The sequence below is a fragment of the Streptomyces sp. CAI-85 genome, from assembly GCF_013363615.1.
Taxonomy (GTDB): Bacteria; Actinomycetota; Actinomycetes; order Streptomycetales; family Streptomycetaceae; genus Streptomyces; species Streptomyces antibioticus_B.
This window is the reverse complement of record NZ_JAANNX010000002.1, coordinates 137866-160450: the sequence shown is the minus strand read 5'-3', so window position 1 is coordinate 160450 and position 22585 is coordinate 137866. Positions and strand designations below refer to the sequence as shown.

Here is a 22585-nt window from a genome sequence, read left to right as displayed (position 1 = left end):
TGATCCCTCACACGCCGCCCTGGGACGGAGGCCGTGTCAGGTGTTCTTGGTCTCCGTGTACGAGTCCGCGACCGTCACCTTGGCGTAGGAGTTGGAGACGGCGCAGCTACGGAACTGGTGGGAGACCGCCACCTGGTAGACCCGCTTCTTGATGCCGATCTTGTAGGAGACCCGCTTGCGGGCGGGTACGACGATCATGGTCGTCTTGCCCTTGGCGATGGACACGCCGGCCTCGACCGACACACCCATCTTGCTGTTGATCTCCGCCACGGCGATGTCGATCTTGCCGCCGATCTCCCCGCTGACGGTGCCCTTCAGGCTGGCGCTGATCTCCGCGCTGATGCTCTCGCGCACCGAGGCGCTGCTGCGGCGGTTGTCGATGGTCCCCGACGCCACCACCTTGTGCCAGGTGGACGAGATCTCCGTGTACTTGCGCTTGTAGACGTCGTCGCAGTCCGGGTGGGCGGCGGCCGGCGACGCCGACAGGCCCATCAGTCCACCGGCGAACACGGCCGAGGCGGCGGTGGCCGTGACGAACTTGCGCGTGGAAGTGCGCATGGTGTTTCCCCCTGTTGTTCTGTTGTGCTGCCCCGGCCTGGTCGGTGCCGGTGCGGTCCCCCAGAAACTAGCCACCGGCGGGCCCCGGCCACCACGTTTTTGATCAAGATCTGAGGTGGCTGCCGGAACCCGCCCCGCCAGGGGGAACGCCCGAGGGCGGCACCCCCGTGTCACAGGGGTACCGCCCTCGGTCAGACGTCGATCAACCGGAACCGGTCGATCAGAAGTCCATGTCTCCGCCCGGCATGCCGCCGCCGGCCGGGGCCGCGGCCTTCTCCGGCTTGTCGGCGATGACGGCCTCGGTGGTGAGGAACAGCGCGGCGATCGACGCGGCGTTCTGGAGCGCGGAGCGCGTCACCTTGGCCGGGTCGATGATGCCTTCCTTGACCAGGTCGACGTACTCGCCGGTCGCGGCGTTCAGACCGTGGCCCGGGGTCAGGTTGCGCACCTTCTCCACCACGACACCGCCCTCGAGGCCGGCGTTGACGGCGATCTGCTTGAGCGGGGCCTCCAGCGCGATGCGCACGGCGTTGGCGCCGGTCGCCTCGTCACCCTCGAGGTCCAGCTTCTCGAAGACGGAGGACGCCTGGATGAGCGCCACGCCACCACCGGCGACGATGCCCTCCTCGACGGCCGCCTTCGCGTTGCGGACGGCGTCCTCGATGCGGTGCTTGCGCTCCTTGAGCTCCACCTCGGTGGCGGCACCGGCCTTGATGACGGCCACGCCGCCCGCGAGCTTGGCCAGGCGCTCCTGGAGCTTCTCGCGGTCGTAGTCCGAGTCGCTGTTCTCGATCTCGGCGCGGATCTGGTTGACGCGGCCCGCGACCTGCTCCGAGGAGCCGGCGCCGTCGACGATGGTGGTCTCGTCCTTGGTGATGACGACCTTGCGGGCCTTGCCCAGCAGGTCGACGGTCGTGTTCTCGAGCTTGAGACCGACCTCCTCGGAGATGACCTCGCCGCCGGTGAGGATGGCGATGTCGTTCAGCATCGCCTTGCGGCGGTCGCCGAAGCCCGGGGCCTTGACCGCGACGGACTTGAAGGTGCCGCGGATCTTGTTGACGACCAGGGTCGACAGGGCCTCGCCCTCGACGTCCTCGGCGATGATCAGCAGCGGCTTGCCCGACTGCATGACCTTCTCCAGGAGCGGGAGCAGGTCCTTGACGTTGGCGATCTTGGAGTTCGCGATCAGGATGTACGGGTCGTCGAGGACGGCCTCCATACGCTCCATGTCGGTGGCGAAGTACGCCGAGATGTAGCCCTTGTCGAAGCGCATACCCTCGGTGAGCTCCAGCTCCAGACCGAAGGTCTGGGACTCCTCGACGGTGATGACGCCTTCCTTGCCGACCTTGTCCATGGCCTCGGCGATCAGCTCGCCGATCTGGGTGTCGGCGGCGGAGATGGAGGCCGTGGAAGCGATCTGCTCCTTGGTCTCGACATCCTTCGCCTGCTCGAGGAGGGCACCGGAGACGGCCTCGACGGCCTTCTCGATACCGCGCTTGAGGGCCATCGGGTTGGCGCCGGCGGCCACGTTGCGCAGACCCTCGCGCACCAGGGCCTGGGCCAGGACGGTCGCGGTGGTCGTACCGTCACCGGCGACGTCGTCCGTCTTCTTGGCGACTTCCTTGACCAGCTCGGCGCCGATCTTCTCGTACGGGTCCTCGAGCTCGATCTCCTTGGCGATGGACACACCATCGTTGGTGATCGTGGGGGCGCCCCACTTCTTCTCGAGGACGACGTTGCGGCCCTTGGGGCCGAGCGTCACCTTCACGGCGTCCGCGAGCTGGTTCATGCCGCGCTCGAGGCCGCGCCGCGCCTCCTCGTCGAACGCGATGATCTTGGCCATGTGAAGTGGTCCCTCCAGGACTGGGGGTGATTCTTCGGACCGCGCCCGCGCCCGCGACGGACGGCTCGCCGGCCCGTGGTTCCTTGCCCCACTTGGCCTGCGGGCCTCACCGACCCGGTCCTTCGTTGTCACTCTCACCTTCAGAGTGCTAACGCCAATGATTAGCACTCGGCATGGTCGAGTGCAAGCGCCTCTCACGGAAGGACCCGGCCCGTCGCCGGCGGGCGGAGGGCTTCCGGGCACGCCGAAGGGCCCGCACCCCGGGAGGCGCGGGCCCTTCGAAGATGAAACAGAAGAACGACGCTGTCAGTCGGCGCGTGCTTCAGCCGGTCGCCAGTCGGACCATGTCCGCCTGCGGCCCCTTCTGGCCCTGCGAGATCTCGAAATCGACCCGCTGACCCTCTTCCAGGGTGCGGTATCCGTCCATCTGGATCGCGCTGTAGTGGACGAAAACATCCGCACCACCGTCGACCGCGATGAAGCCGTACCCCTTCTCCGCGTTGAACCACTTGACGGTGCCCTGAGCCATGCCTAACTCCCCTATTACTGGCCCTTGCACAGATCCACACTTCGCGGATCCGGGTCAGACCTCACCCCCCAGTTGGTTGGGGGCGTGCGCCGGAACGCGTCGACCGCGGCTGAATGTATCTGTCCAACTGCCGTCTGCAACAGGTCAGTCGGACGAGAATTCCGGACGCACCCGATCCGGAATGTGGCGAGAATTCGCCAGAATTCAGGGCAAGTCGGGCCCGGCAAATGCCGCAAATGCCACGCAAGAGGCACGCACTTTGGCTACTTCTTGTCGGACGCGGGGCAGCGAAGAAAGACTCCGGATCAGGGTTTCGCGACCCGGTTCCCCAACTGTACCGCGCTCAATCACACAGAATTGCCCCCTCCGCTTCTCTTACGGAGGGGGCAATTCGATGAACGCTCGGTAATCGCTGTTACCGACGGTTACTACCGGCGGGTACTGAACACCGGTCAGCCACCGGTCAGCCGCCGGCGACGGCCGGGATGATCGAAACGCCGGCGCCGTCCGGGGTCGCCGTCTCCAGGCCCTGCTCGAAGCGGACGTCGTCGTCGTTGACGTACACGTTGACGAACCGGCGCAGCTTGCCCTGGTCGTCCAGGACGCGGGCGGCGATCCCGGTGTGGTTCTTCTCCAGGTCGGAGATGACCTCCCCGAGGGTCGCCCCGTCGGCGGACACCTCGGCCTGCCCGCCGGTGTAGGTGCGCAGGATGGTGGGGATACGAACGGTCACGCTCATGCCAGGCCAGCCTCTCGGAAGGAGTCGAGGTTCGGACGGATGGTGGCGGTGAGGCCGGTGCCGGCCACCGCGTCGAGGGTCTTGAGGCCGTCGCCCGTGTTCAGGACGACCGTGGTCTTCGCCGGGTCCAGCAGGCCGTTCTCGATGAGCTTGCGGGTGACGCCGACGGTGACCCCGCCTGCCGTCTCCGCGAAGATCCCCTCGGTCCGCGCCAGCAGCTTGATCGCGTCCACGATCTGCTCGTCGGTCACGTCCTCCACCGCGCCGCCGGTGCGCCGGGCGATGTCGAGGACGTACGGGCCGTCCGCCGGGTTGCCGATGGCGAGCGACTTGGCGATGGTGTCCGGCTTCTGCGGCCGTACGACGTCATGGCCCGCCTTGTAGGCCACCGACACCGGCGAGCAGCCCTCGGCCTGCGCGCCGAAGATCTTGTACGGCCTGTCCTCGACGAGCCCCAGCTTGATCAGCTCCTGGAGGCCCTTGTCGATCTTCGTGAGCTGGGAGCCGGAGGCGATCGGCACCACGAGCTGGTCGGGCAGCCGCCAGCCGAGCTGCTCGCAGATCTCGTACGCCAGCGTCTTGGAGCCCTCGGCGTAGTACGGCCTCAGGTTGACGTTGACGAAGCCCCAGCCCTCGCCGGCGGTGTCGCCGATCAGCTCGGAGCAGAAGCGGTTCACGTCGTCGTAGTTGCCCTCGATGCCGACGAGTTCACCGCCGTAGACCGCGGCCATGACGACCTTGCCCTGCTCCAGGTCGTGCGGGATGAACACGCAGGAGCGGAAGCCGGCGCGGGCCGCGGCGGCGCCGACCGCGCCCGCGAGGTTGCCGGTGGAGGAGCAGGACAGGGTGGTGAAGCCGAAGGCGCGCGCGGCCTCGATGGCCTGCGCGACGACGCGGTCCTTGAAGGAGTGCGTCGGGTTGCCGGAGTCGTCCTTCACGTACAGGCCGCCGGTGACGCCGAGTTCGCGCGCCAGGTTGTCGGCCTTGACGAGGTGGGTCCAGCCGGGGTTGAGGTTCGGCTTGTCCGCCACGTCGGCCGGGACGGGCAGCAGCGGGGCGTAGCGCCAGATGTTCGCGGGTCCCGCCTCGATGCGCTTGCGCAGCTCCTCGGTGTCGTAGGAGGAGAAGTCGTACGCGATCTCGAGCGGGCCGAAACACTCCTCGCAGGCGAAGAGCGGGCCGAGGGGCACGCGGTGGCCGCACTCGCGGCAGCTCAGCGCGGCGGCGGGGCCCAGGTCGACCGTGGGATTCGTGGTGCTTGCAACAGTCTGCGCAGCCATGTGAGGCGAGGCCCTTTCTCCTCATCTTCCTCACGACGCATCTCGCCGTGAGACGGATTTGGCACCTTCCCTCGCCGGGAGCCTCGCGTGTGGTGAACGAGACCGGTCTAGGTGGGTTGCCGGGGCTTCATCGGGCCGTGTCCCTCTGCCCCTCTGGATGAGCGGTATTCGGTTGTGAACGCCGGCGACCCCGGACATGCGATGGTCACCCGCGTTGTTCAAGACTGTAACCGAAGGCCAGGACAGTTGAGATAGTCGTCCGAACCGCGAGATGGATCACACGGTCACCCCCGTGCACCCTGTGTGATCACGACAGTGAGGAGCCGCAGACCGTGCTGGAAGAAGTCGAGCGCTGGCTGACCACCCGCTCCTGGTCCCTGGCCGATCGTCCGCTGCACCGGATCATGGCCGCGAAGCGCGCCACGGGTCAGTCGGTCTCCGTGGTCCTGCCCGCGCTGAACGAGGAGGAGACGGTCGGCGACATCGTCGCGATCATCCGTCACGACCTCATGCAGCAGGTCCCGCTGGTCGACGAGATAGTCGTCGTCGACTCGGGGTCGACCGACCGCACCGCCCAGGTGGCGGCCGCGGCGGGCGCCCGGGTCGTCCACCGGGACACCATCCTGCCGAGCGTCCCCGCCGTGCCCGGGAAGGGCGAGGTGCTGTGGCGCTCCCTGCTCGTCACGAGCGGGGACATCGTCTGTTTCATCGACGCCGACCTCAGGGAGTTCTCCTCCGACTTCGTCTCGGGCATCGTGGGCCCCCTGCTCACCGACCTGGGCGTGGACCTCGTCAAGGGCATGTACGACCGTCCGCTCGCCGGCGCCGCGGGGCAGGGCGGCCGGGTGACCGAGCTGATGGCCCGGCCGCTGCTCAACATGCACTGGCCGCAGCTCGCCGGGTTCGTGCAGCCGCTGGGCGGCGAGTACGCGGCCCGCCGCGGCCTGCTGGAACAGCTTCCCTTCCCCGTCGGCTACGGCGTCGAGCTGGGCATGCTGGTCGACGCCCTGCACCTGGTCGGCCTCGACGCGCTCGCCCAGGTCGACGTGGGCGTGCGCAAACACCGCCACCAGGACGGCCAGGCCCTCGGCCGGATGGCGGCGGCGATCTACCGCACCGCCCAGCTCCGCCTGGCCCGCGGCCATCTGATCCGCCCCTCCCTCACCCAGTTCGAACGCGGCCCGTCCGGCTTCGAACCCCACACCTACTCGGTCGACATGGAGGAACGGCCCCCGATGGCGGAGATGGCGGAGTACCAGTCCCGCAAGGTGGCGTAACTCCCGGCACGGGCGGGCCACCGTGCACCCCCGGCCCCGGAACCGGCCCGCCCCTCACGTGACGCCCACCTTCACTCCCCAGGGGCGCGGGGAACTGCGCGACCGGCCCCCCACGGACCCGCAGCCGCACTACCCGTCCCGCCGTCACCCCCGCCCGTGTAACACGCGCACCCCGCCGTATACGGCACCCGAACACGGCCGGATACCGACCCTCCGCTCGCCGTGACCGTACGTTTGAGCGTTTCCGTGCCGGGCTAGGTTGAGGCGTATGGCTACCACGCACGATGCTGCCGCTGCTCGGGGTGCCCAGGTGCTGGTCGCGTCCAATCGCGGGCCGGTCTCCTACACCGTCCGTGAGGACGGTTCGCTGGACGCGAGACGGGGAGGCGGCGGGCTGGTCTCCGGGCTGTCGGCGATCGGACCGGACGCGGGCGCCCTGTGGGTGTGCTCCGCGCTCTCCGACGGCGACCGCGAGGCCGTCCGGCGCGGGGTCGGCGAGGAGGGCGTGCGGATGCTGCCCGTCCCGGCCGACGTGCACGCCGACGCCTACAACGGCATCGCCAACTCCGTGCTCTGGTTCATCCACCACCTGCTGTACCAGACCCCGCTGGAGCCGGTCTTCGACGCGGAGTTCCGGCGCCAGTGGGCGTCGTACGAGATCTACAACCGGGCCTTCGCCGAGGCGCTGGCGGAGGAGGCCGCGCCGGGGGCGGCGGTCCTGGTGCAGGACTACCACCTGTGCCTGGTGCCGGGGATGCTCCGCGCACTCCGCCCCGACCTGCGCATCGGCCACTTCTCGCACACCCCGTGGGCCCCGGTGGACTACTTCGCGCTGCTCCCGTCCGACATCCGCGAGCAGTTGCTGCGCGGCATGCTCGGCGCGGACCGGCTGGGCTTCCTCACCCGGCGCTGGGCAGACGCCTTCACCGCCTGCGCCGCCGAGTTCGCCGGGGGCACGGGCGGCACGGAGGTGGGTGTCCACGGCCTCGGCGCCGACGCCGACTTCCTGCGGGAGCGCGCGCACCGCCCGGACGTCGAGGAGCGGATCACCGCCCTGCGCGAGGAGATCGGCGGCGAGGACCGCAGGACGATCGTGCGCGTCGACCGCACCGAGCTGTCCAAGAACATCGTGCGCGGCCTGCTGGCCTACCGGCAGCTCCTCGACGACCACGAGGAGTGGCGCGAGCGGGTCGTCCACGTGGCCTTCGCCTACCCCTCCCGGCAGGACCTCGCCGTCTACCGCGACTACACGGCCGAGGTGCGGCGCCTGGCCACGGAGATCAACAAGACGTACGGCACCCCCGGCTGGACCCCGGTCGTGCTGCACGTCAAGGACGACTTCGCCCGCTCCCTGGCCGCCTACCGGCTCGCGGACGTGGCCCTGGTCAACCCGATCCGGGACGGGATGAACCTGGTCGCCAAGGAGATCCCGGTGGTCTCCGACGAGGGCTGCGCGCTGGTGCTGTCCCGGGAGGCGGGCGCCTACTGGGAGCTGGGCGAGGACGCCCTCGTCGTCAACCCGTACGACGTCCTGGAGACCGCCCGCGCCCTGCACGAGGCGCTGGGCATGGGGCCGGAGGAGCGGGCCGAGCGCACCAAGCGGCTGGCGGCGGCGGCGACCGCGCTGCCCCCGGCCCGCTGGTTCCTGGACCAGTTGGAGGCGCTGCGGGAGATTCAGCCGGGCTGACCGAGCCGGGCCGCCAGCTCCCGCAGCAGCCCCACGACCCCGGCGGGCCCGTCGACGACGAGGTCCGCGCGCTCCGCGAGTTCGGTGACCTCGGTGCTGCCGCTGCACACCAGCAGCCCGGGCACCCCGTCGGCGCGGAGTTTCTCCACGGCGGCGAAGGCGGGCAGGTCGCCGAGGTCGTCCCCGGCGTAGAGGACCGACCCGGCGCCGGTCTCGCGGACGTGGTCGAGCAGGGCGACGCCCTTGTCCATGCCCGGCGGGCGCAGTTCGAGGACCATCCGGCCGGGCTCCACGATCAGCCCGTGCCGCGCGGCGAGGTCGCCGAGGGGCGCGCGCAGCTCCTCGAAGGCGGCCTGCGGGTCGTCGGCGCGCCGGGTGTGGACGGCGAGGGCCCGGCCGCCCTTCTCCTCGACCCGGACGCCCGGCCGGCCGCCGGCGGCGGCGAGGATCCCGGGGAGTTCGGCGCGGACGGCGGCGACGCCGGGGTGCGGGGGCGGGGCGGTGAGGGCGCCGGTGCGGGCGTCCCAGCGTTCGGCGCCGTAGTGCCCGAGGACGGTGAGGTGCTCCAGGCCCGGCACGCCCGCGAACCCGCCGTTGCGCACCGCGACCTCGGCGGGCCGGCCGGTGACGACGGCGACGGCGGCGACCTTCGGGGCCAGCGCGGTGAGCGCGGCGAGGGTGTCGGGGTGGGCGCGGGCGTCGTCGGGGTTCTCGACGATGGGGGCGAGGGTGCCGTCGAAGTCGAGTCCGACGAGGGTGTGGGAGGGCCGCGCGAGGATCGCGGCGAGGCCGTCCCGGCCGGCGGGGGTGGTGGGGGTGACGGGTGCGGGTTCCTTGGAGTGCGTCTCGTGGATGCCCATACGGCGACGATATCCGGCGGTCAGCGCTCGGCTCGCCGGGCCTCCCTGACGCGGCGCAGCCGGTTCACCGTGACCGGGTCGTGGGCCAGCGCCCGGGGATCGTCCAGGAGGGCGTTGAGGAGCTGGTAGTAGCGGACCGGGGAGAGGTCCAGCTCCTCACGGATGGCCCGCTCCTTCGCGCCGGGCCCGGGGAAACCGCGCCGCTCCAGGGCGAGGACGGCACGCTCGCGTTCCTCCAGTTCCGCTTCCATGCCCCGCACGGTATCCCCGGCCACCGACATCCGGCCCGCCGGCCCACCCGGCCCGGACCGCTCATTCCCCGGTTTCGTTCTCCACCCGTGAGGCCGTCTCCTGGAGGTCGCCCAGGACCGTGGCCGGGGAGCCGTTCGGGGTGACCGCGCGGCCTATCTCCTTCTTGATCTCCGCGCTGACCTGCGCCCATGAGGTCCGGCCGACCGGGTAGGTCTCGGAGAGCGCGAGTTGCTGGAGGAAGGGCCGCAGGTCGGCGTCCTCCTCGGCGGCGCTCATGACCTGGGAGGCGGAGTTGGTGACGGGCAGCAGGTCGTACTCGCGGGAGAAGGCGAGCACGTTCTCCTTGCTGTAGACGAAGTTGAGGAAGTCGCCGATCTGCCGGGCGTGGCCGTTCTCGCGGAAGGCCATCATCCAGTCGGCGACGCCCATGGAGACCTTGGCGGGACCGTCCAGGCCGGGCATCGGCACCATGCCGAACTTCACGCCCTTCTTGGCGGCCGCCTTCATCAGGGACGGGTGGCCGTTGAGCATGCCGACCTCGCCGTCGGTGAAGGCGGCGAAGGCGTCGGCGCGGTTCAGCTCGCCGGGCGCCACCGGGCCGGTGAGGCCCTTGCCGACCAGTTCGTTCTTCAGCCAGCCGAAGGTGTCGACGTTCTCGGTGGAGTCGATGCTGTAGCTGCTGACGTTCTGGTTGTAGCCGCCGTTGCCGCTGAGCAGCCACTGGAGCGTCTCGGCCTGGGCCTCCTCGGGGCCGAGCGGCAGGGCGTAGGGGTACTTCACGCCGTTCTGCTTGAGGGCGGCGGCGTCCGCGGCGAGTTCCTCCCAGGTGGTCGGCGGGGTGAGGCCGGCCTTCGCGAAGAGGGTCTTGTTGTAGAAGAGCAGCCGGGTGGAGGAGGCGAACGGCATGCCGTACTGCACACCGCGCACCTTGCCCGCGTCGGCGAGCTGGCTCACGAAGTCGGCCTGGACGGGGATGGAGAGCAGCTCGCCGGCCTTGTAGAGCTGGTCGTCGGCCGCGTAGTCGGCGTAGGCGCCGATCTGGGCCAGGTCCGGCGGGTCACCGGCGGCGACGCGTTCCTTGACCTTGGCGTCGACGTCGTTCCAGGAGTAGACGGTCACCTCGACGGTGACGTCCGGGTGCTGCTTCTCGTACGCCTTGACGACGGCGTCCCAGTACTTCTCGGAGCTGTTGGCCGCGGAGTCGCCGTAGTCGGCCGCGACCAGGTGGAGCGTGACGTGGTCGGAGCCCGAGGTGAGCCCGCAGCCGGCGAGGACCGCGGCCATGCCCAGCGCGGACACCCCCGCGACCGTCCCGGCGATCGTTCCCGGCTTTCCTGTCCGCCGCTGCACTGGAGTGTTCTCCCGACTGCTCACAAGTAATTGCTCCTACCAATGGACCGCTATCCGGATTAAGGTCTACACCACCTGTGTGGACTAGACCTCTTTCGGGGCCTTTGGGGCGGCACGGTACCGCGAACCCGCGAAGTGGACTAGACCTCTTGCGGGTACTCGGTCCACACTGTTCCCGTGAGACATGTCATCGCCCTCGACGTGGGCGGCACCGGGATGAAGGCCGCCCTGGTCGGGGCCGACGGCACCCTGCTGCACGAGGACCGCCGGGCCACCGGCCGCGAGCGCGGCCCCGACGCCGTGATCGCCGCCATCCTCGACTTCGCCGCCGACCTGCGCGCACACGGCACCGAACGGTTCGGTGAGCCCGCGGTCGCGGCCGGCGTCGCCGTACCCGGCATCGTCGACGAGACCCGGGGCATCGCCGCCTACGCCGCCAACCTGGGCTGGCGCGACGTACCCCTGCGCGACCTGCTCACCACCCGCCTCGACTGTCCCGTCGCCCTCGGCCACGACGTGCGCACCGGCGGGCTCGCCGAGGGCCGGGTGGGCGCGGGCCGGGGCGCCGACCGCTTCCTGTTCGTGGCCCTGGGCACCGGCATCGCGGGCGCCATCGGGGTCGACGGCCGGGTGGAGGCGGGCGCGCACGGCTTCGCGGGCGAGATCGGCCATATCGTCGTACGGCCCGGCGGGACCCCCTGTCCCTGCGGCCAGCACGGCTGTCTGGAGCGGTTCGCCTCCGCCGCCGCGGTCAGCGAGGCGTGGGCGGCGGCCTGCGGGGACCCGGAGGCCGACGCCGCCGACTGCGCCAAGGCCGTCACGTCCGGGGAGCCGAACGCCGTCCGGATCTGGCAGGGGGCCGTGGACGCCCTCGCCGACGGGCTGGTCACCGCGCTCACCCTGCTGGACCCGCGCACGCTCATCATCGGTGGCGGGCTCGCCGAGGCGGGGGAAACCTTGTTCACACCACTGCGGGACGCCGTCCGGCGGCGGGTCACCTTCCAGAAACTGCCGGCGATCGTGCCGGCGGCACTGGGCGACACGGCGGGCTGCCTGGGCGCCGGGCTCCTGGCCTGGGATCTCCTCGGCACGACGGACGGCGCGGACACGACTGGCAGCACGGAAGCGGCGGACAGCACGGAAGCGGCAGACGGCACGGCCACGACTGACGGTATGGAGGTAACACCCTGATGGTCACCCCCCTAGGGGCGCGGGACGACACGCGCCGAGCCACCCACGACCCGCGGCCCGCGGCCGGCCCGGCGCCCCTGACCCTGTCCGGCGCCCATGTGGTCCTGCCCTCCGGAACGGTCCGGGGCGGCCAGGTGACCGTCGAGGGCTCCCGTATCGCCGCCACGGCGTCCGAGCACGCCCGTGTGGTCGACGCCCGCGGGCACTGGCTGGTCCCCGGCTTCGTCGACATCCACAACCACGGCGGCGGCGGCGCCTCCTTCTCCGGGACGCCCGAGGACATCCGGCGGGCGATCGACACCCACCGCCGGCACGGCACCACCACCCTGGTCGCCTCCACCGTCACCGACGACATGGACTTCCTGGTCCGGCAGGCGGGGCTGCTCTCCGAGTTCACCGAACAGGGCGATCTCGCCGGGATCCACTTCGAGGGGCCGTTCATCTCGCCCTGCCGCAAGGGCGCGCACTCCGAGGAACTGCTGCGCGACCCGGACCCGGCGGAGGTCCGCAAGCTGATCGACGCGGCCCGCGGCCAGGCCCGGATGGTCACCCTGGCCACCGAACTCCCCGGCGGCCTGGACTCCGTACGGCTGCTCGCCGAGCACGGGGTGATCGCGGCGGTGGGCCACACCGACGCCACCTACGAGCAGACGGTCAAGGCCATCGACGCCGGGGCGACCGTCGCCACGCATCTGTTCAACGCCATGCCCGCCCTCGGCCACCGCGCGCCCGGCCCGATCGCCGCGCTCCTGGAGGACGAGCGGGTCACCGTGGAACTCATCAACGACGGCACCCATCTCCACCCGGCCGCCCTGGAACTGGCGTTCCGTCATGCGGGCGCGGACCGGGTCGCGTTCATCACCGACGCGATGGACGCGGCCGGCATCGGCGACGGCCGCTACATGCTCGGCCCGCTGGAGGTCGAGGTCAGCGAGGGCGTGGCCCGGCTGGTCGAGGGCGGCTCGATCGCGGGCTCCACCCTCACCCAGGACCGCGCGTTCAAGCGGGCGGTGACCGTCGACGGCCTCCCCGTCGAGGACGTCGTCGCCGCCCTCTCCACCAACCCGGCCCGTCTCCTCGGCCTCTCCGACACGACCGGCTCCCTCACCCCCGGCAAGGACGCCGACCTGGTCCTCCTGGACGAGAACTTCGACCTCAGGGGCGTGATGCGCAAGGGCGCCTGGGTGGTGGATCCCCAACTGGCCTGAATCGTCCCCCCGGAAGAGGACGGTGGCCGGCCCGAGGGCTGGGCCGGTCGCCGTCCTTTTGGCATGATCAGGGCCGACGGGCACGGGGCTGGGACAATCGGGGGAGGTCGCGGGTGATCCTCACGGTCACGTTGAACGCCGCTCTCGACATCACCTACCGCGTACCGGCGTTGCGGCCGCACGCCGCGCACCGGGTGACGGACGTGACGGAGCGGCCCGGCGGCAAGGGGCTGAACGTGGGCCGGGTGCTGGCCGCGCTCGGGCACGACGTGACGGTCACCGGGTTCGCGGGCGGCGGCACCGGCCGGCTGATACGCGAGCGGCTCACCGGGGTCGAGGACGCGCTGGTGCCGGTCGCGGGCCCGTCCCGCCGTACGGTCGCCGTGGTCGACGCCCGCACCGGCGACACCACCCAGCTCAACGAACCGGGCCCGCTGGTCGGCGCGGCCGAGTGGGCCGCGTTCCTGGGGGTGTACGGGGAGTTGGTGGCCGGCGCCGAGGCGGTCGCGTTGTGCGGCAGCCTGCCGCCGGGCGTGCCGGTGGGGGCGTACGCGGGCCTGGTCCGTACGGCACGGGCGGCCGGGGTGCCGGTCCTGCTGGACACGAGCGGGGAGCCGCTGCGCCGGGGCGTCGCCGCCCGCCCGGACATCATCAAGCCGAACTCCGACGAACTCGCCGAACTCACGGGGTCCCACGAGCCCCTGAAGGCCACCCAGGACGCCCGCCGCCGGGGTGCGCGGGCCGTGGTCGCCTCGCTCGGCGCCGAGGGCCTGGTGGCGGTGGCCGACGAGGGCCGCTGGCGTGCCGCCCCGCCGGCCCGGCTCCGCGGCAACCCGACGGGCGCGGGCGACTCCGCCTCCGCCGGCCTGCTCTCCGCCCTCGTGGAGGGCCTCCCCTGGCCCGCCCGCCTGTCCCGCGCGGTAGCCCTCGCGACCGCCACGGTCCTGTCCCCCACGGCAGGCGACTTCGACCGCACGTCCTACGAGGAACTCCTGGGCCGGGTCGCGGTGACCACGGAGGTCACCGCGGCCTGAGGATCAGCCCTTGGTGAGCCAGAGCTGGTCGAGGTTCACGTCGCACTTGTTGCCGTCGGCGCAGGTGACGTCGATGGTGTTCGTGCCCTTGGTCAGGTTCACGCTGGCCCAGGTGTTCTGCCAGCCCTTCTCCCAGTCGCCCTGGGGAGAATTGCTGAAGTTCTTCATGTTCAGCGCACGGGTCTGGGGGGTGCCGTTGACCACCAGCGTCGCGTCGGCGTCGACGCCCGGGATGCCGTACTGCACGTAGAGCCGGTAGCCGCCCGCCTTGGGGATGCCGTTGACCGTCCAGGAGACCTTGGCGCCGACCTGGTTGAAGCCCGTGACGTAGATCCCGCCGTCGGACTTGGCGCCCTTGTACTGGTTGGACGTGGTGGCGCCCCCCTCCAGCTTCAGCGCCTTCGCCTCGATCGTCGGCAGCTTCTCCTCCGTGGCCTCGCTGGTGGAGGACTCGCTCGGGGAGGCGCTCGCGGCGGCGGAGGGGGTGGTGGAGGGCTGGTCGCCGGCGTTGTCGCCGGTGCCGTCGTCCCCGCCCGTCATCGCGATGGCGATGCCGACGACGACCGCGGCGACCACCGCGACCGCGCCGATCAGCAGGCCCTTGGTGTTGGGGCCGCGGCCACGGCCGCCACCGCCCGGTACGGGCTGCTGACGGCCGGTCGGGCCGCCCGGGCCGCCGGGGAAGGTCTCGGGTGCGGCGTAGTTCGCGTTCGGCTGGCCGTACGCGCCCTGCTGGGGGACCGTCGGCTGCCCGTACTGAGCCGTCTGCTGCTGCGGCTGTCCGTACTGGCGCTCGCCTACCGCGCGCACCCGGCTGACCGAGTTCGGGTAGCCGTAACCACTGGAGGGCGGCTGGGCTCCGTTGGCCTGACCGTCGGCGTAGAGGTAGCCGAACGGGTCGTCGTCCTCGGGCGTGCTCGCGCCGTTGTTGCCGGGCGTCATCCCTTCGTACTCCTCAACAGGTGCGGGTCAACAGGTGCGGGGTTGATGCGATGCAATGCGATTCAGGGGTGAGAAGGGCGAGCCTACCCGCTCCGGGTGACCCGAACGGGTGACTCGGATCGCATCGACTCGGCCACGAAGACGCCCACCCGGCCCTGCCTGGGCCGATCCGGGACCGCGATCCGGGACTCATCCCGCCCGTCTGTGCTGTTTGGGACGGGATCGTTTCTCGACGTACATCCGCTCGTCGGCGGACTTCAGCACTTCGTCCGCGGTCATCCCGCAGTGCGCCCACCCGATGCCGAAGCTGGCGCCGACCCGGACGGCCCGGCCCTCGGCGCGGATCGGCTGGATGATCTCGTTGCGCAGGCGTACGGCGAGGTCCTGGGCGTCGGCGCGGCCGAGACCGTCGGCGAGGATGACGAATTCGTCACCCCCGAGCCGGGCGACGGTGTCGCCGTCGCGGACGCACTGCGACAGCCGCCGGGCGACCTCGATGAGAACCGCGTCACCCGCGTTGTGCCCGAACCGGTCGTTGATCGACTTGAAGCCGTCGAGGTCGCAGAAGAGCACCGCGAGCCCCTTGGTGCCGTCGTCGCGGCCGTCCTCCTCGGGGGCGGCGGTGTGCACATGGTGGTCGAAGGCGTCGAAGCTCTGCGCGCCGCCGGGCCGGTAGTCGAAGCCGTGCCCGTTGGCGTCGAAGGCGGGGTGGCCGTACGCCTGGTCCATGGCGTCGACGACGGCCGGGTGGGTGGACTGGGGGCGCTGGCAGATCCGGGCGGACAGACGCGAGCGCAGTTCGGCGGAGTTCGGCAGGCCGGTGAGGGAGTCGTGCGAGGCGCGGTGGGCGAGCTGGAGCTCGCGGCGCTTGCGCTCCTCTATGTCCTCGACGTGGGTGAGGAGGAAGCGGGGCCCGTCGGCGGCGTCGGCGACGACGGAGTTGCGGAGGCTGACCCAGACGTAGGTGCCGTCCCGGCGGCCGAGGCGGAGTTCGGCGCGGCCGCCCTCGGCGGAGGTGCGGAGCAGGGTGCCTATGTCCTCGGGGTGGACGAGGTCGGAGAAGGAGTAGCGGCGCATCGCGGCGGCGGGCCGGCCGAGGAGGCGGCACAGGGCGTCGTTGGTCCGCAGGATCCGTCCGTGCTGGTCGCCGCCCATCTCGGCGATGGCCATGCCGGAGGGGGCGTATTCGAACGCCTGCCGGAAGGACTCCTCGCTGGCGCGCAGGGCCTGCTGTTCGCGTTCGAGCCGGACCAGTGCCCGCTGCATATTCGCGCGTAGACGTGCGTTGCTGATGGCGATGGCCGCCTGGAACGCGTACATCTGGAGCGCCTCGCGGCCCCAGGCGCCGGGGAGGCGGCCGTTGCGCGGCCGGTCCACGGACAGGACGCCGATGAGTTCGCCGCCGGGCCCGGTGCCGGGCGTGGGGGGTGTGAACATCGGCGCGAAGAGCCGGTCGGAGGGGTGCCACTCGTTCTCGAAGCGGGGCGCGGGCCCGTCGGTGTACCACTGCGGTACGTCGTCGTCGTCGAGGATCCAGCCCTCGGTGTGGGGTATGAAGACCAGGTCGCCCCAGGTCTCGCCCATGCCGAGGCGGCGCTCCCAGGACTCGCGCGAGCCGACCCGGCCGGTGATCATGGCCTCGGCGGCGGGGTTCCCGGCGAGGGCGGCGACCACGAGATCGCCGTCGCCGCGCACGAGGTTGACGCAGGCCAGCTCGTAGCCGAGGGCGGTGACGACGCCGTCGGCGACGGTCTGCAAGGTGTCGGCCAGGCTGCGGGCCGTGTTCATGTCGGCCATGACCTGATGCAACTGTCGCAGGGACGCAAGGCGGACGTACGGTTCCGACTCGGTGTCCATGCTTCGCCCTCCCCCCGAGACTTCGCAGCGAATCAAGGGTTGTCTTCGGCGTGACGTCGTTTCTGGTGCGGTCCGTCGGTGTGAGTGTCCTGGTGACGTCGTGACGCCTCCGCCACTGAATCACAGCGCGCTGCCCACTCGGTACACAGGGTCAACAATTAATGCCCCTTGTGACTCAAGTCACATATAAACGTGAACAATTGAGTGGAGTTTCTGCGTTTTCCCTGTGTGTTTACTGAGCGTATGACGACACACGGCCGAGCGTACGGGAAGCCCCGCGGAATCGCCCCGGTGTCCGGAGATCGGTGACCGCGCCGAGATCTGCCGGCAATGTGCCACGGGATCCGCCGGGGGTCCTACGACCATGGGGGCGGCCGGGCTCGGACGGAAGCCCGATGCGGGCCCCGCGTGCCGGACATTAGCGTGCCGGACGTGCTGACTCCCGACGTGCTGAAGACTCCCCCTGTCCCCGCCCCCGCCGGGGCCCCCGGGCATGCTGTGGGGGTGAGCAACGACGAGTTCCGCGCGGTGATGTCCCGGCTGGCGGGCGGGGTGGTCCTGGTGACCGCGCAGGAGCCGCCGCTGGACCCGGACGACCCCGGCGCGCCGCAGGGCGAGTACGCCGGGATGACGGCCACCGCCTTCCTGTCGGTCTCCCTGGATCCCCCGCTGGTGCTGGTCAGCCTGCGCACCGGCTCCCGGATGGACGACCTGCTCGACGAACAGCCGCTGTGGGCGGTGTCGGTGCTCGCGGAGAGCCAGCGGCACATCGCGGGCCGGTTCGCGATGAAGGGCCGGCTCAGCGACCGGCTGCTCTTCGAGGACATCCCGTACACCCCCGGCGCCCTCACCGGAGCGCCCCTCGTGGGCGGCGCCCTGGGCACCCTGGAGTGCCGTACCGAGCAGCGGGTGACGGCGGGGGACCACACGCTGGTGATCGGCCGGGTGCTGGGCGCGCGGGTGCCGAGCGCGGAGGGCGGGCCGCTGCTGTATTTCCGGGGCAGGTACCGGCAGTTGGGATGACCGGGCGAATCAACCGAACGGACAACTGAACGGCAATTTCGTCCCGTCCGGATTAGTCACAGGCGCGAACACCGACGCCCCGTCAGGAATTCTCGTCCACCGCGAACTACGCGCCCTTTTCGCTTCCTTGACCTTGCGGACGACTGTCGGCAGACCTAGTCGGAAGCGAAGTCGGCCTTCACTTTCGTACACGTTCGCTGTGCCGTGCAATCAGCGCGATCGGCGCAATCAGCTCCAGTCGCGTCCGGAGCGGCCCCGCTTGGTCTCCGCGCGCTGTTTCTTCTCCCGCAGCCGGCGTTCGTTGATCCCGCGCGGGATGCGGGTCGCCCGGCGCGGCTTCGGCGGCGGGGCGGTGGCCTCCGCGAGCAGCGCGGCGAGGCGTACGGCGGCGGTCTCGCGGTTGCGCCACTGGGAGCGGTGCTCGGAGGAACGGACCGCGACGACGCCGTCGACGAGCCGCCCGGCGAGACGCTCCAGCGCCCGCGCCTTCCACACCTCGGGGAGGGCCTCGGTGCGGGCCAGGTCGAAGCGCAGCTCCACCTGGGAGTCGCTGGTGTTGACGTGCTGGCCGCCCGGGCCCGAGGACCGCGAGAACCGCCAGACCAGCTCCGCCTCGGGCAGGGCGACGGAGCCGCGGATGAGATAGGGACCGGACATGCCGTCCATGGTCCCCGCCCGGCCGGGCCCGCGTCACCCCAATATCGCCGCCGGGAGCGGCTGGCGGGGCCGGTGGAGGGACAGTTGGTAAAGAAAGTAAAGACACGGGGAACCTTCGGGCCCCTTGCTCGCGTTCATAGGGATAGCTGTAGCTTCGTGCCGCGAAGCCTCTACGCAACGAGGGAAAGGACTCCCAACCATGGCTGTAAGCCTGTCCAAGGGTGGCAACGTCTCGCTCACCAAGGAGGCTCCGGGCCTGACCGCCGTCACCGTGGGCCTCGGCTGGGACGTCCGCACCACCACCGGCACGGACTTCGACCTCGACGCCTCGGCGATCGCGGTCAACCCGCAGGGCAAGGTCTACTCCGACGGACACTTCGTGTTCTTCAACAACAAGCAGACCCCGGACCAGACCATCGTCCACACCGGCGACAACCGCACCGGTGAGGGCGCGGGCGACGACGAGGCGATCAACGTCAACCTGGCCGGCCTCCCGGCCGACGTCGACAAGATCGTCTTCCCGGTCTCGATCTACGACGCGGAGAACCGCTCGCAGAACTTCGGCCAGGTCCGCAACGCCTACATCCGCATCGTCAACCAGGCCGGCGGCGCCGAGATCGCCCGCTACGACCTGAGCGAGGACGCGGCGACGGAGACCGCGATGGTCTTCGGCGAGCTGTACCGCAACGGCGCGGAGTGGAAGTTCCGCGCGGTAGGCCAGGGCTACGCCTCGGGCCTGGCGGGCATCGCCCAGGACTTCGGCGTCAACGTCTGACGCGACCCGGATTCCTTGCACGGAGCCCCTGGTCCCGCTTTCGGGCGGCACCAGGGGTTTCGTATGCCGCGGACAGATACGAGGTCTGTGCTCGAGAAACAACCGGCGCGGGACCTCCCCCTGCCCCGCCCCCCATCGCAGCCAAGCCGTGTCTCATGCGGGTCCCCGGGCTGCTGGCCCCCCCGTGCGTGCGCGACGTGGCTTGCTCGACCGGCGCCGGGCTGCTCTCGGCCGAGAGGCCGAGCCGCCTGCCCAGGCCCCAAGTGATGTCTCGGCACTTTGGCTTGGGCCTGGGCCTTCCAGCGACCCAAAGGCTCCCGGTTCCTCGCCGTCCTGACGCCCCCGAGAGCCGACAGCTCCCTGACCGACGGCCTCGTCACTCCCCTCACCTGGGGCGAATAGTCGCCAAATTACATTTACGTTCTCGGGAGCGGAGGGAACGCGCAAGGGCTGATTCATGGGCACACTCGTGCGGAATGAAGAATTCCCTTCGTGGCGCGTTCTCTCCGATCCGACTCGAGCTCACAGAAAAGCGATCGAATGATTCGTGAGATTCACATATGGTTCAGCCGAGTGAACCGCATAGGCATGCGTTTGAGTGCGGTTCCCTGAAGCGGTGTCATGTCGCCGTGCGCCCACGCGCATGGCTAATGCATGGACGCCACCTGACGGCCTGACCAACCGTGAAAGGTAATCCCATCTGTGAGCAAGTACGTGATACCTCCGAGGTGGAAATTCGGCGGGCTCGGCCTGGTGACTGCGGCGGTTCTGCTGGCCACCACCTCCGCTGCGGCGGCCTTACCGACGCCGCCCCCGACTGAAACTGGCGCCACAACGGCGTCATCGGTAGCACCCCAGGCCGACACCATCCCGCCCACGCCATCGCCGACCGACGCCAGTGGCTCGGTCTCCTCGGAGCCGACGCGCGGGAGCGAGTCGCCCCCAGATCAGGCTTCAGTGACCGAGCCGACGGACGTTCCTCTGCCGCCGGGACAGGAGTTGAAGGCAACTCCCGAGGAGATCGCCGAAGCAAAGGCCGCAGAGAGCTACTGGACGCCCGAACGCATCGCCGACGCCGTACCAGTTGAGCCTGGCACGAGGGAGGCGGGCGGCGGGGGGAAGGACGCCGGGGGCGTCCCCTCCCCTGGGCAGAGGGTGGGCGCAGCTTCCGCGTTCGACAAACGAGGTGTGGCGACGGCTGGCGTCTTCCTCATCGCCGACGATGACGATCCACAGCCTGACCCCGGAAGCCGGGACCAGTTCTGTTCGGCCTCCACCGTCGCCTCCCCGACGAAGTCGCTCATCATCACCGCGGCTCACTGTCTCAACGACAACGACCGCTTCAAGTCCCTCGCCTTCGCACCTGGCTGGAAGCCAGACCCTGCGCACCGGGGCCGCGGGATTGCCCCCTACGGAATCTTTCCCATCAAGAAGGGGAAAGTCTGGATCGACGGACGCTACCTGGCCCAGGGGCCGACCAAAGCGGACGACTTGGACTTCGCCATCCTCAGGGCCGGCCCGAACTCAAAGGGCGAATTCCTGGAGAATGCAACCGGTATGGGAAATGAGCTGACCACCCTGCATTCTTCACAGCTCGCGCAGCGCAATGTCGCCCTCATCGGATTCCCGGGCGGATCGAAAGCACCGCTCGTCTGTCCTTCTTCCACCACCAAGGGATTCGAGGGCAGGTTCCTCGAAATCGCTTGCGACGGCTTCGCTCCAGGCGTCTCTGGTGGTCCCTTCCTGCGGAACTTCGACGGCAAGCGGGGCGACATCATCGGCGTCATCGGCGGCTACAAAACGGGTGGGACGCGGGACGATGTCTCGTACTCCTCCCAGTTCGACGCTGACGTGGTCCGTCTCTACAACCAGGCAGTCAACGACTACGCGCCCGACACTCCGAAGGGCACCGAGGGCATGGGAGACGCCAAGCTGTGGCGACACGCTATGGCCGCGACCTCCGGCACGTTCCACACCGAGTCGCAGAAGTACGGCGACTCCGACCTGATCGTCAAATGGAGCGACGGTGAGGTGACGCTCTACCCCGGAGACCAGAACCAGGGTTTCTACACCGGGTGCAAGGCCGGGCAGCCCTGCGAGGTGCAGTTGGCCAAGCCCAACGATCTCTGGAGCAAGTACGCCGACGTGGTCACCGCGGGCGACTACACCGGATCCAACGCTTACGACCTGCTGGTGAAGTGGTCGGACGGTGAAGTGACGATCTACAAGGACATCGACCAGAAAAGCAAGCTCCCCACCTCGTCGAGCGAGCACCCGGCGAACGAGATCAAGATCGCCCAAGCGGGCTCCGTCTGGAAGCATGCAAAGGGCATCGCGACAGGAAAGTACGGCGGCAACAAGTGGCCTGACGACCTCATCGTCCGTTGGGTCGACGGCGAGGTCACCAAGTACACCAACGTCGATGGCGCCGGCCTCCACGCGGAGACTCAACTGCTTGCCAAGAACAGTCTCTGGGCCAGCGACTCCATCCTCATCACCGGGGGTGACTTCGACGGGGACACCAGCGACACCAACCCGAACTACGACCTCTTCGTGAAGTGGTCCGACGGCAGCCTGACCATTTATCAGGATGTCGGCACCCGAGGTCTGGGCGGAAAGTCCACAGTGCTCGCGGCGAACGGCACCTGGCCCCATGCCCGTGTCATCGCAGCAGGCGAGTTCGGCGCCAACAACTGGGAGGACGACCTGTTCGTCCGGTGGTCGGACGGCGAAGTGTCCATGTACGGCAATACCCAGGCCGACGCGCTCGGACGCGAGTACCAACTGGTTCCGCCGCCGAACGGCTTCGCCGCCCCGAGGGCTGCACAGTCGAGCGATCCGTGCGCCCAGGTCTGTGGTCCCGAGCTGTACCGCCGCAGTACCCGATAGACCTGCCCAGCGCGTGGCGCCGCCTCCTCGGCGGCGCCACGTCCGCACTCATGACGGGAACCGCATGCGCACACACTGCACTCTCGCCCGCAGCATCGCCATCGCCCTCGCCTTCACCGCCCTGGCCACCGGCTGCACGGAGGAAGCGCGAAGGCCGAAGGAGACACCGGGCGGTGGAACGCCGTCCGTGACACAGCCCCCTACATGGGAGGGCAAGGGAGACCAAGAAGCGGCGATGAAGAGGGCCACGCGCGCGCTGAACGCCGTAGAGCCGGACAGCGCTGCACGCGAAGACGCGGGCACGGCTCCCCTGGCGGACGGGCTGGACCGGACCTTCACGGCGGACGGCGACCGCCCCTACACCTTCGACATCGCCTGCCAGGCCGCAGCGGCACCGCACACCGTCGTTCTGACTCTCGCGCGGGGTGACGCGGAGAGCGAGTGGGAGGTGGAGTGCGGCGACCGCGAGGCGGACCAGTTCAACATCCCCGCCGGGGCCCCCTTCACGGCCACGGTCGCACCGGCGAAGCCGGGCGTGGACGGTCTGGTCCTGTGGCGCCTGAACACCGTCGCTCCGGAGGACGTGGAGGACTGCGAGGACGACGTAGCGGGATGCGAGAACTGATGGAGGATG

20 protein-coding genes and 1 riboswitch are annotated in these 22585 nt (G+C 70.1%); of the genes, 9 read left to right on the top strand and 11 right to left on the bottom strand.

From position 1 onward, the window contains the following. Positions 1-36: 36 nt before the first annotated feature. The 5 genes from G6W55_RS03630 to thrC form a co-directional block, all read right to left on the bottom strand. A complete protein-coding gene (locus tag G6W55_RS03630; protein WP_175519305.1) occupies positions 37-558 on the bottom strand; it encodes a hypothetical protein in 522 nt (173 codons plus the stop codon). Between the two features lie 220 nt (positions 559-778). After that, on the bottom strand, positions 779-2401 hold the full coding sequence (gene groL / locus G6W55_RS03625) for a chaperonin GroEL (RefSeq protein WP_030785488.1): 1623 nt from the start codon (positions 2399-2401) through the stop codon (positions 779-781). Positions 2402-2723: 322 nt separating this feature from the next. Next, complete coding sequence (locus tag G6W55_RS03620) at positions 2724-2930, bottom strand: cold-shock protein (protein ID WP_007493268.1); 207 nt, start codon at positions 2928-2930, stop codon at positions 2724-2726. Between the two features lie 463 nt (positions 2931-3393). Next, a complete protein-coding gene (locus tag G6W55_RS03615) occupies positions 3394-3669 on the bottom strand; it encodes a ubiquitin-like small modifier protein 1 (protein WP_030785492.1) in 276 nt (91 codons plus the stop codon). Further along, the gene (gene thrC / locus G6W55_RS03610) at positions 3666-4949 is read right to left on the bottom strand and encodes a threonine synthase (protein ID WP_078633936.1); all 1284 of its coding nucleotides are present in this window, start codon (positions 4947-4949) and stop codon (positions 3666-3668) included. The genes G6W55_RS03615 and thrC overlap by 4 nt, the downstream gene beginning before the upstream one ends. Positions 4950-4967: 18 nt before the next feature. Beyond that, positions 4968-5113, bottom strand: a riboswitch (SAM riboswitch). A 168-nt stretch (positions 5114-5281) separates the two neighbouring features. Here thrC and G6W55_RS03605 point away from each other — a divergent pair. Beyond that, positions 5282-6226, top strand: a complete 945-nt coding sequence (locus G6W55_RS03605) for a glucosyl-3-phosphoglycerate synthase (RefSeq protein ID WP_175519304.1) — start codon at positions 5282-5284, stop codon at positions 6224-6226. A gap of 268 nt (positions 6227-6494) precedes the next feature. After that, positions 6495-7913, top strand: coding sequence for a trehalose-6-phosphate synthase (locus tag G6W55_RS03600; RefSeq protein ID WP_175519303.1), 1419 nt, complete (start codon positions 6495-6497; stop codon positions 7911-7913). Here the strand turns inward: G6W55_RS03600 and otsB are convergent. The 3 genes from otsB to G6W55_RS03585 form a co-directional block, all read right to left on the bottom strand. After that, positions 7901-8773, bottom strand: a complete 873-nt coding sequence (otsB, locus tag G6W55_RS03595; RefSeq protein WP_175519302.1) for a trehalose-phosphatase — start codon at positions 8771-8773, stop codon at positions 7901-7903. The two genes, G6W55_RS03600 and otsB, sit on opposite strands and share 13 nt — an antisense overlap. Positions 8774-8793: 20 nt before the next feature. After that, positions 8794-9024: a DUF3263 domain-containing protein gene (locus tag G6W55_RS03590; RefSeq protein ID WP_030785507.1), complete on the bottom strand. Its 231-nt coding sequence runs from the start codon at positions 9022-9024 to the stop codon at positions 8794-8796. A gap of 61 nt (positions 9025-9085) precedes the next feature. Next, positions 9086-10309 carry an ABC transporter substrate-binding protein gene (locus G6W55_RS03585; RefSeq protein ID WP_175519630.1) on the bottom strand — a complete coding sequence of 408 codons (1224 nt, stop codon included), beginning with the start codon at positions 10307-10309 and terminating at the stop codon, positions 9086-9088. Between the two features lie 243 nt (positions 10310-10552). Here G6W55_RS03585 and G6W55_RS03580 point away from each other — a divergent pair, with 243 nt between their 5' ends. From G6W55_RS03580 to G6W55_RS03570, 3 genes are all read left to right on the top strand, one after another. Then, positions 10553-11566: an ROK family protein gene (locus G6W55_RS03580; RefSeq protein WP_309243620.1), complete on the top strand. Its 1014-nt coding sequence runs from the start codon at positions 10553-10555 to the stop codon at positions 11564-11566. Beyond that, positions 11566-12774 (top strand): N-acetylglucosamine-6-phosphate deacetylase, encoded by a 1209-nt coding sequence (nagA, locus tag G6W55_RS03575; protein ID WP_175519300.1) that lies wholly within the window; start codon positions 11566-11568, stop codon positions 12772-12774. Before G6W55_RS03580 ends, nagA begins: the two co-directional genes overlap by 1 nt. Before the next feature lie 113 nt (positions 12775-12887). Continuing rightward, positions 12888-13808 carry a 1-phosphofructokinase family hexose kinase gene (locus tag G6W55_RS03570; protein WP_175519299.1) on the top strand — a complete coding sequence of 307 codons (921 nt, stop codon included), beginning with the start codon at positions 12888-12890 and terminating at the stop codon, positions 13806-13808. 3 nt (positions 13809-13811) lie between these two features. Here G6W55_RS03570 and G6W55_RS03565 read toward each other — a convergent pair whose 3' ends face one another. After that, positions 13812-14750: a CBM35 domain-containing protein gene (locus G6W55_RS03565; protein WP_175519298.1), complete on the bottom strand. Its 939-nt coding sequence runs from the start codon at positions 14748-14750 to the stop codon at positions 13812-13814. Positions 14751-14939: 189 nt separating this feature from the next. After that, on the bottom strand, positions 14940-16607 hold the full coding sequence (gene cdgB, locus G6W55_RS03560; protein ID WP_175519297.1) for a diguanylate cyclase CdgB: 1668 nt from the start codon (positions 16605-16607) through the stop codon (positions 14940-14942). 504 nt (positions 16608-17111) lie between these two features. Here cdgB and G6W55_RS03555 point away from each other — a divergent pair. Next, on the top strand, positions 17112-17630 hold the full coding sequence (locus tag G6W55_RS03555; protein WP_309243619.1) for a flavin reductase family protein: 519 nt from the start codon (positions 17112-17114) through the stop codon (positions 17628-17630). A 228-nt stretch (positions 17631-17858) separates the two neighbouring features. On the opposite strand, the gene arfB is transcribed toward G6W55_RS03555, so the two are convergent. Beyond that, positions 17859-18296 (bottom strand): alternative ribosome rescue aminoacyl-tRNA hydrolase ArfB, encoded by a 438-nt coding sequence (gene arfB, locus G6W55_RS03550; protein ID WP_175519296.1) that lies wholly within the window; start codon positions 18294-18296, stop codon positions 17859-17861. 190 nt (positions 18297-18486) lie between these two features. Here arfB and G6W55_RS03545 point away from each other — a divergent pair, with 190 nt between their 5' ends. The 3 genes from G6W55_RS03545 to G6W55_RS03535 all read left to right on the top strand — a co-directional run bounded on the left by G6W55_RS03545 (position 18487) and on the right by G6W55_RS03535 (position 22576). After that, a complete protein-coding gene (locus tag G6W55_RS03545) occupies positions 18487-19062 on the top strand; it encodes a TerD family protein (RefSeq protein WP_030785528.1) in 576 nt (191 codons plus the stop codon). A gap of 702 nt (positions 19063-19764) precedes the next feature. Further along, the gene (locus G6W55_RS03540; RefSeq protein WP_175519295.1) at positions 19765-21951 is read left to right on the top strand and encodes a serine protease; all 2187 of its coding nucleotides are present in this window, start codon (positions 19765-19767) and stop codon (positions 21949-21951) included. A 235-nt stretch (positions 21952-22186) separates the two neighbouring features. After that, positions 22187-22576 (top strand): hypothetical protein, encoded by a 390-nt coding sequence (locus tag G6W55_RS03535; RefSeq protein ID WP_175519294.1) that lies wholly within the window; start codon positions 22187-22189, stop codon positions 22574-22576. Positions 22577-22585: the final 9 nt, after the last annotated feature.

What these genes read in the sequence shown, in the direction of transcription:
- G6W55_RS03630 (WP_175519305.1), bottom strand. Translation starts at nt 558, where the DNA reads ATGCGCACTTCCACGCGCAAGTTCGTCACGGCCACCGCCGCCTCGGCC.
- groL (WP_030785488.1), bottom strand. Translation starts at nt 2,401, where the DNA reads ATGGCCAAGATCATCGCGTTCGACGAGGAGGCGCGGCGCGGCCTCGAG.
- G6W55_RS03620 (WP_007493268.1), bottom strand. Translation starts at nt 2,930, where the DNA reads ATGGCTCAGGGCACCGTCAAGTGGTTCAACGCGGAGAAGGGGTACGGC.
- G6W55_RS03615 (WP_030785492.1), bottom strand. Translation starts at nt 3,669, where the DNA reads ATGAGCGTGACCGTTCGTATCCCCACCATCCTGCGCACCTACACCGGC.
- thrC (WP_078633936.1), bottom strand. Translation starts at nt 4,949, where the DNA reads ATGGCTGCGCAGACTGTTGCAAGCACCACGAATCCCACGGTCGACCTG.
- G6W55_RS03600 (WP_175519303.1), top strand. Translation starts at nt 6,495, where the DNA reads ATGGCTACCACGCACGATGCTGCCGCTGCTCGGGGTGCCCAGGTGCTG.
- otsB (WP_175519302.1), bottom strand. Translation starts at nt 8,773, where the DNA reads ATGGGCATCCACGAGACGCACTCCAAGGAACCCGCACCCGTCACCCCC.
- G6W55_RS03590 (WP_030785507.1), bottom strand. Translation starts at nt 9,024, where the DNA reads ATGGAAGCGGAACTGGAGGAACGCGAGCGTGCCGTCCTCGCCCTGGAG.
- G6W55_RS03585 (WP_175519630.1), bottom strand. Translation starts at nt 10,309, where the DNA reads ATGGCCGCGGTCCTCGCCGGCTGCGGGCTCACCTCGGGCTCCGACCAC.
- nagA (WP_175519300.1), top strand. Translation starts at nt 11,566, where the DNA reads ATGGTCACCCCCCTAGGGGCGCGGGACGACACGCGCCGAGCCACCCAC.
- G6W55_RS03565 (WP_175519298.1), bottom strand. Translation starts at nt 14,750, where the DNA reads ATGACGCCCGGCAACAACGGCGCGAGCACGCCCGAGGACGACGACCCG.
- cdgB (WP_175519297.1), bottom strand. Translation starts at nt 16,607, where the DNA reads ATGGACACCGAGTCGGAACCGTACGTCCGCCTTGCGTCCCTGCGACAG.
- arfB (WP_175519296.1), bottom strand. Translation starts at nt 18,296, where the DNA reads ATGGACGGCATGTCCGGTCCCTATCTCATCCGCGGCTCCGTCGCCCTG.
- G6W55_RS03545 (WP_030785528.1), top strand. Translation starts at nt 18,487, where the DNA reads ATGGCTGTAAGCCTGTCCAAGGGTGGCAACGTCTCGCTCACCAAGGAG.
- G6W55_RS03535 (WP_175519294.1), top strand. Translation starts at nt 22,187, where the DNA reads ATGAAGAGGGCCACGCGCGCGCTGAACGCCGTAGAGCCGGACAGCGCT.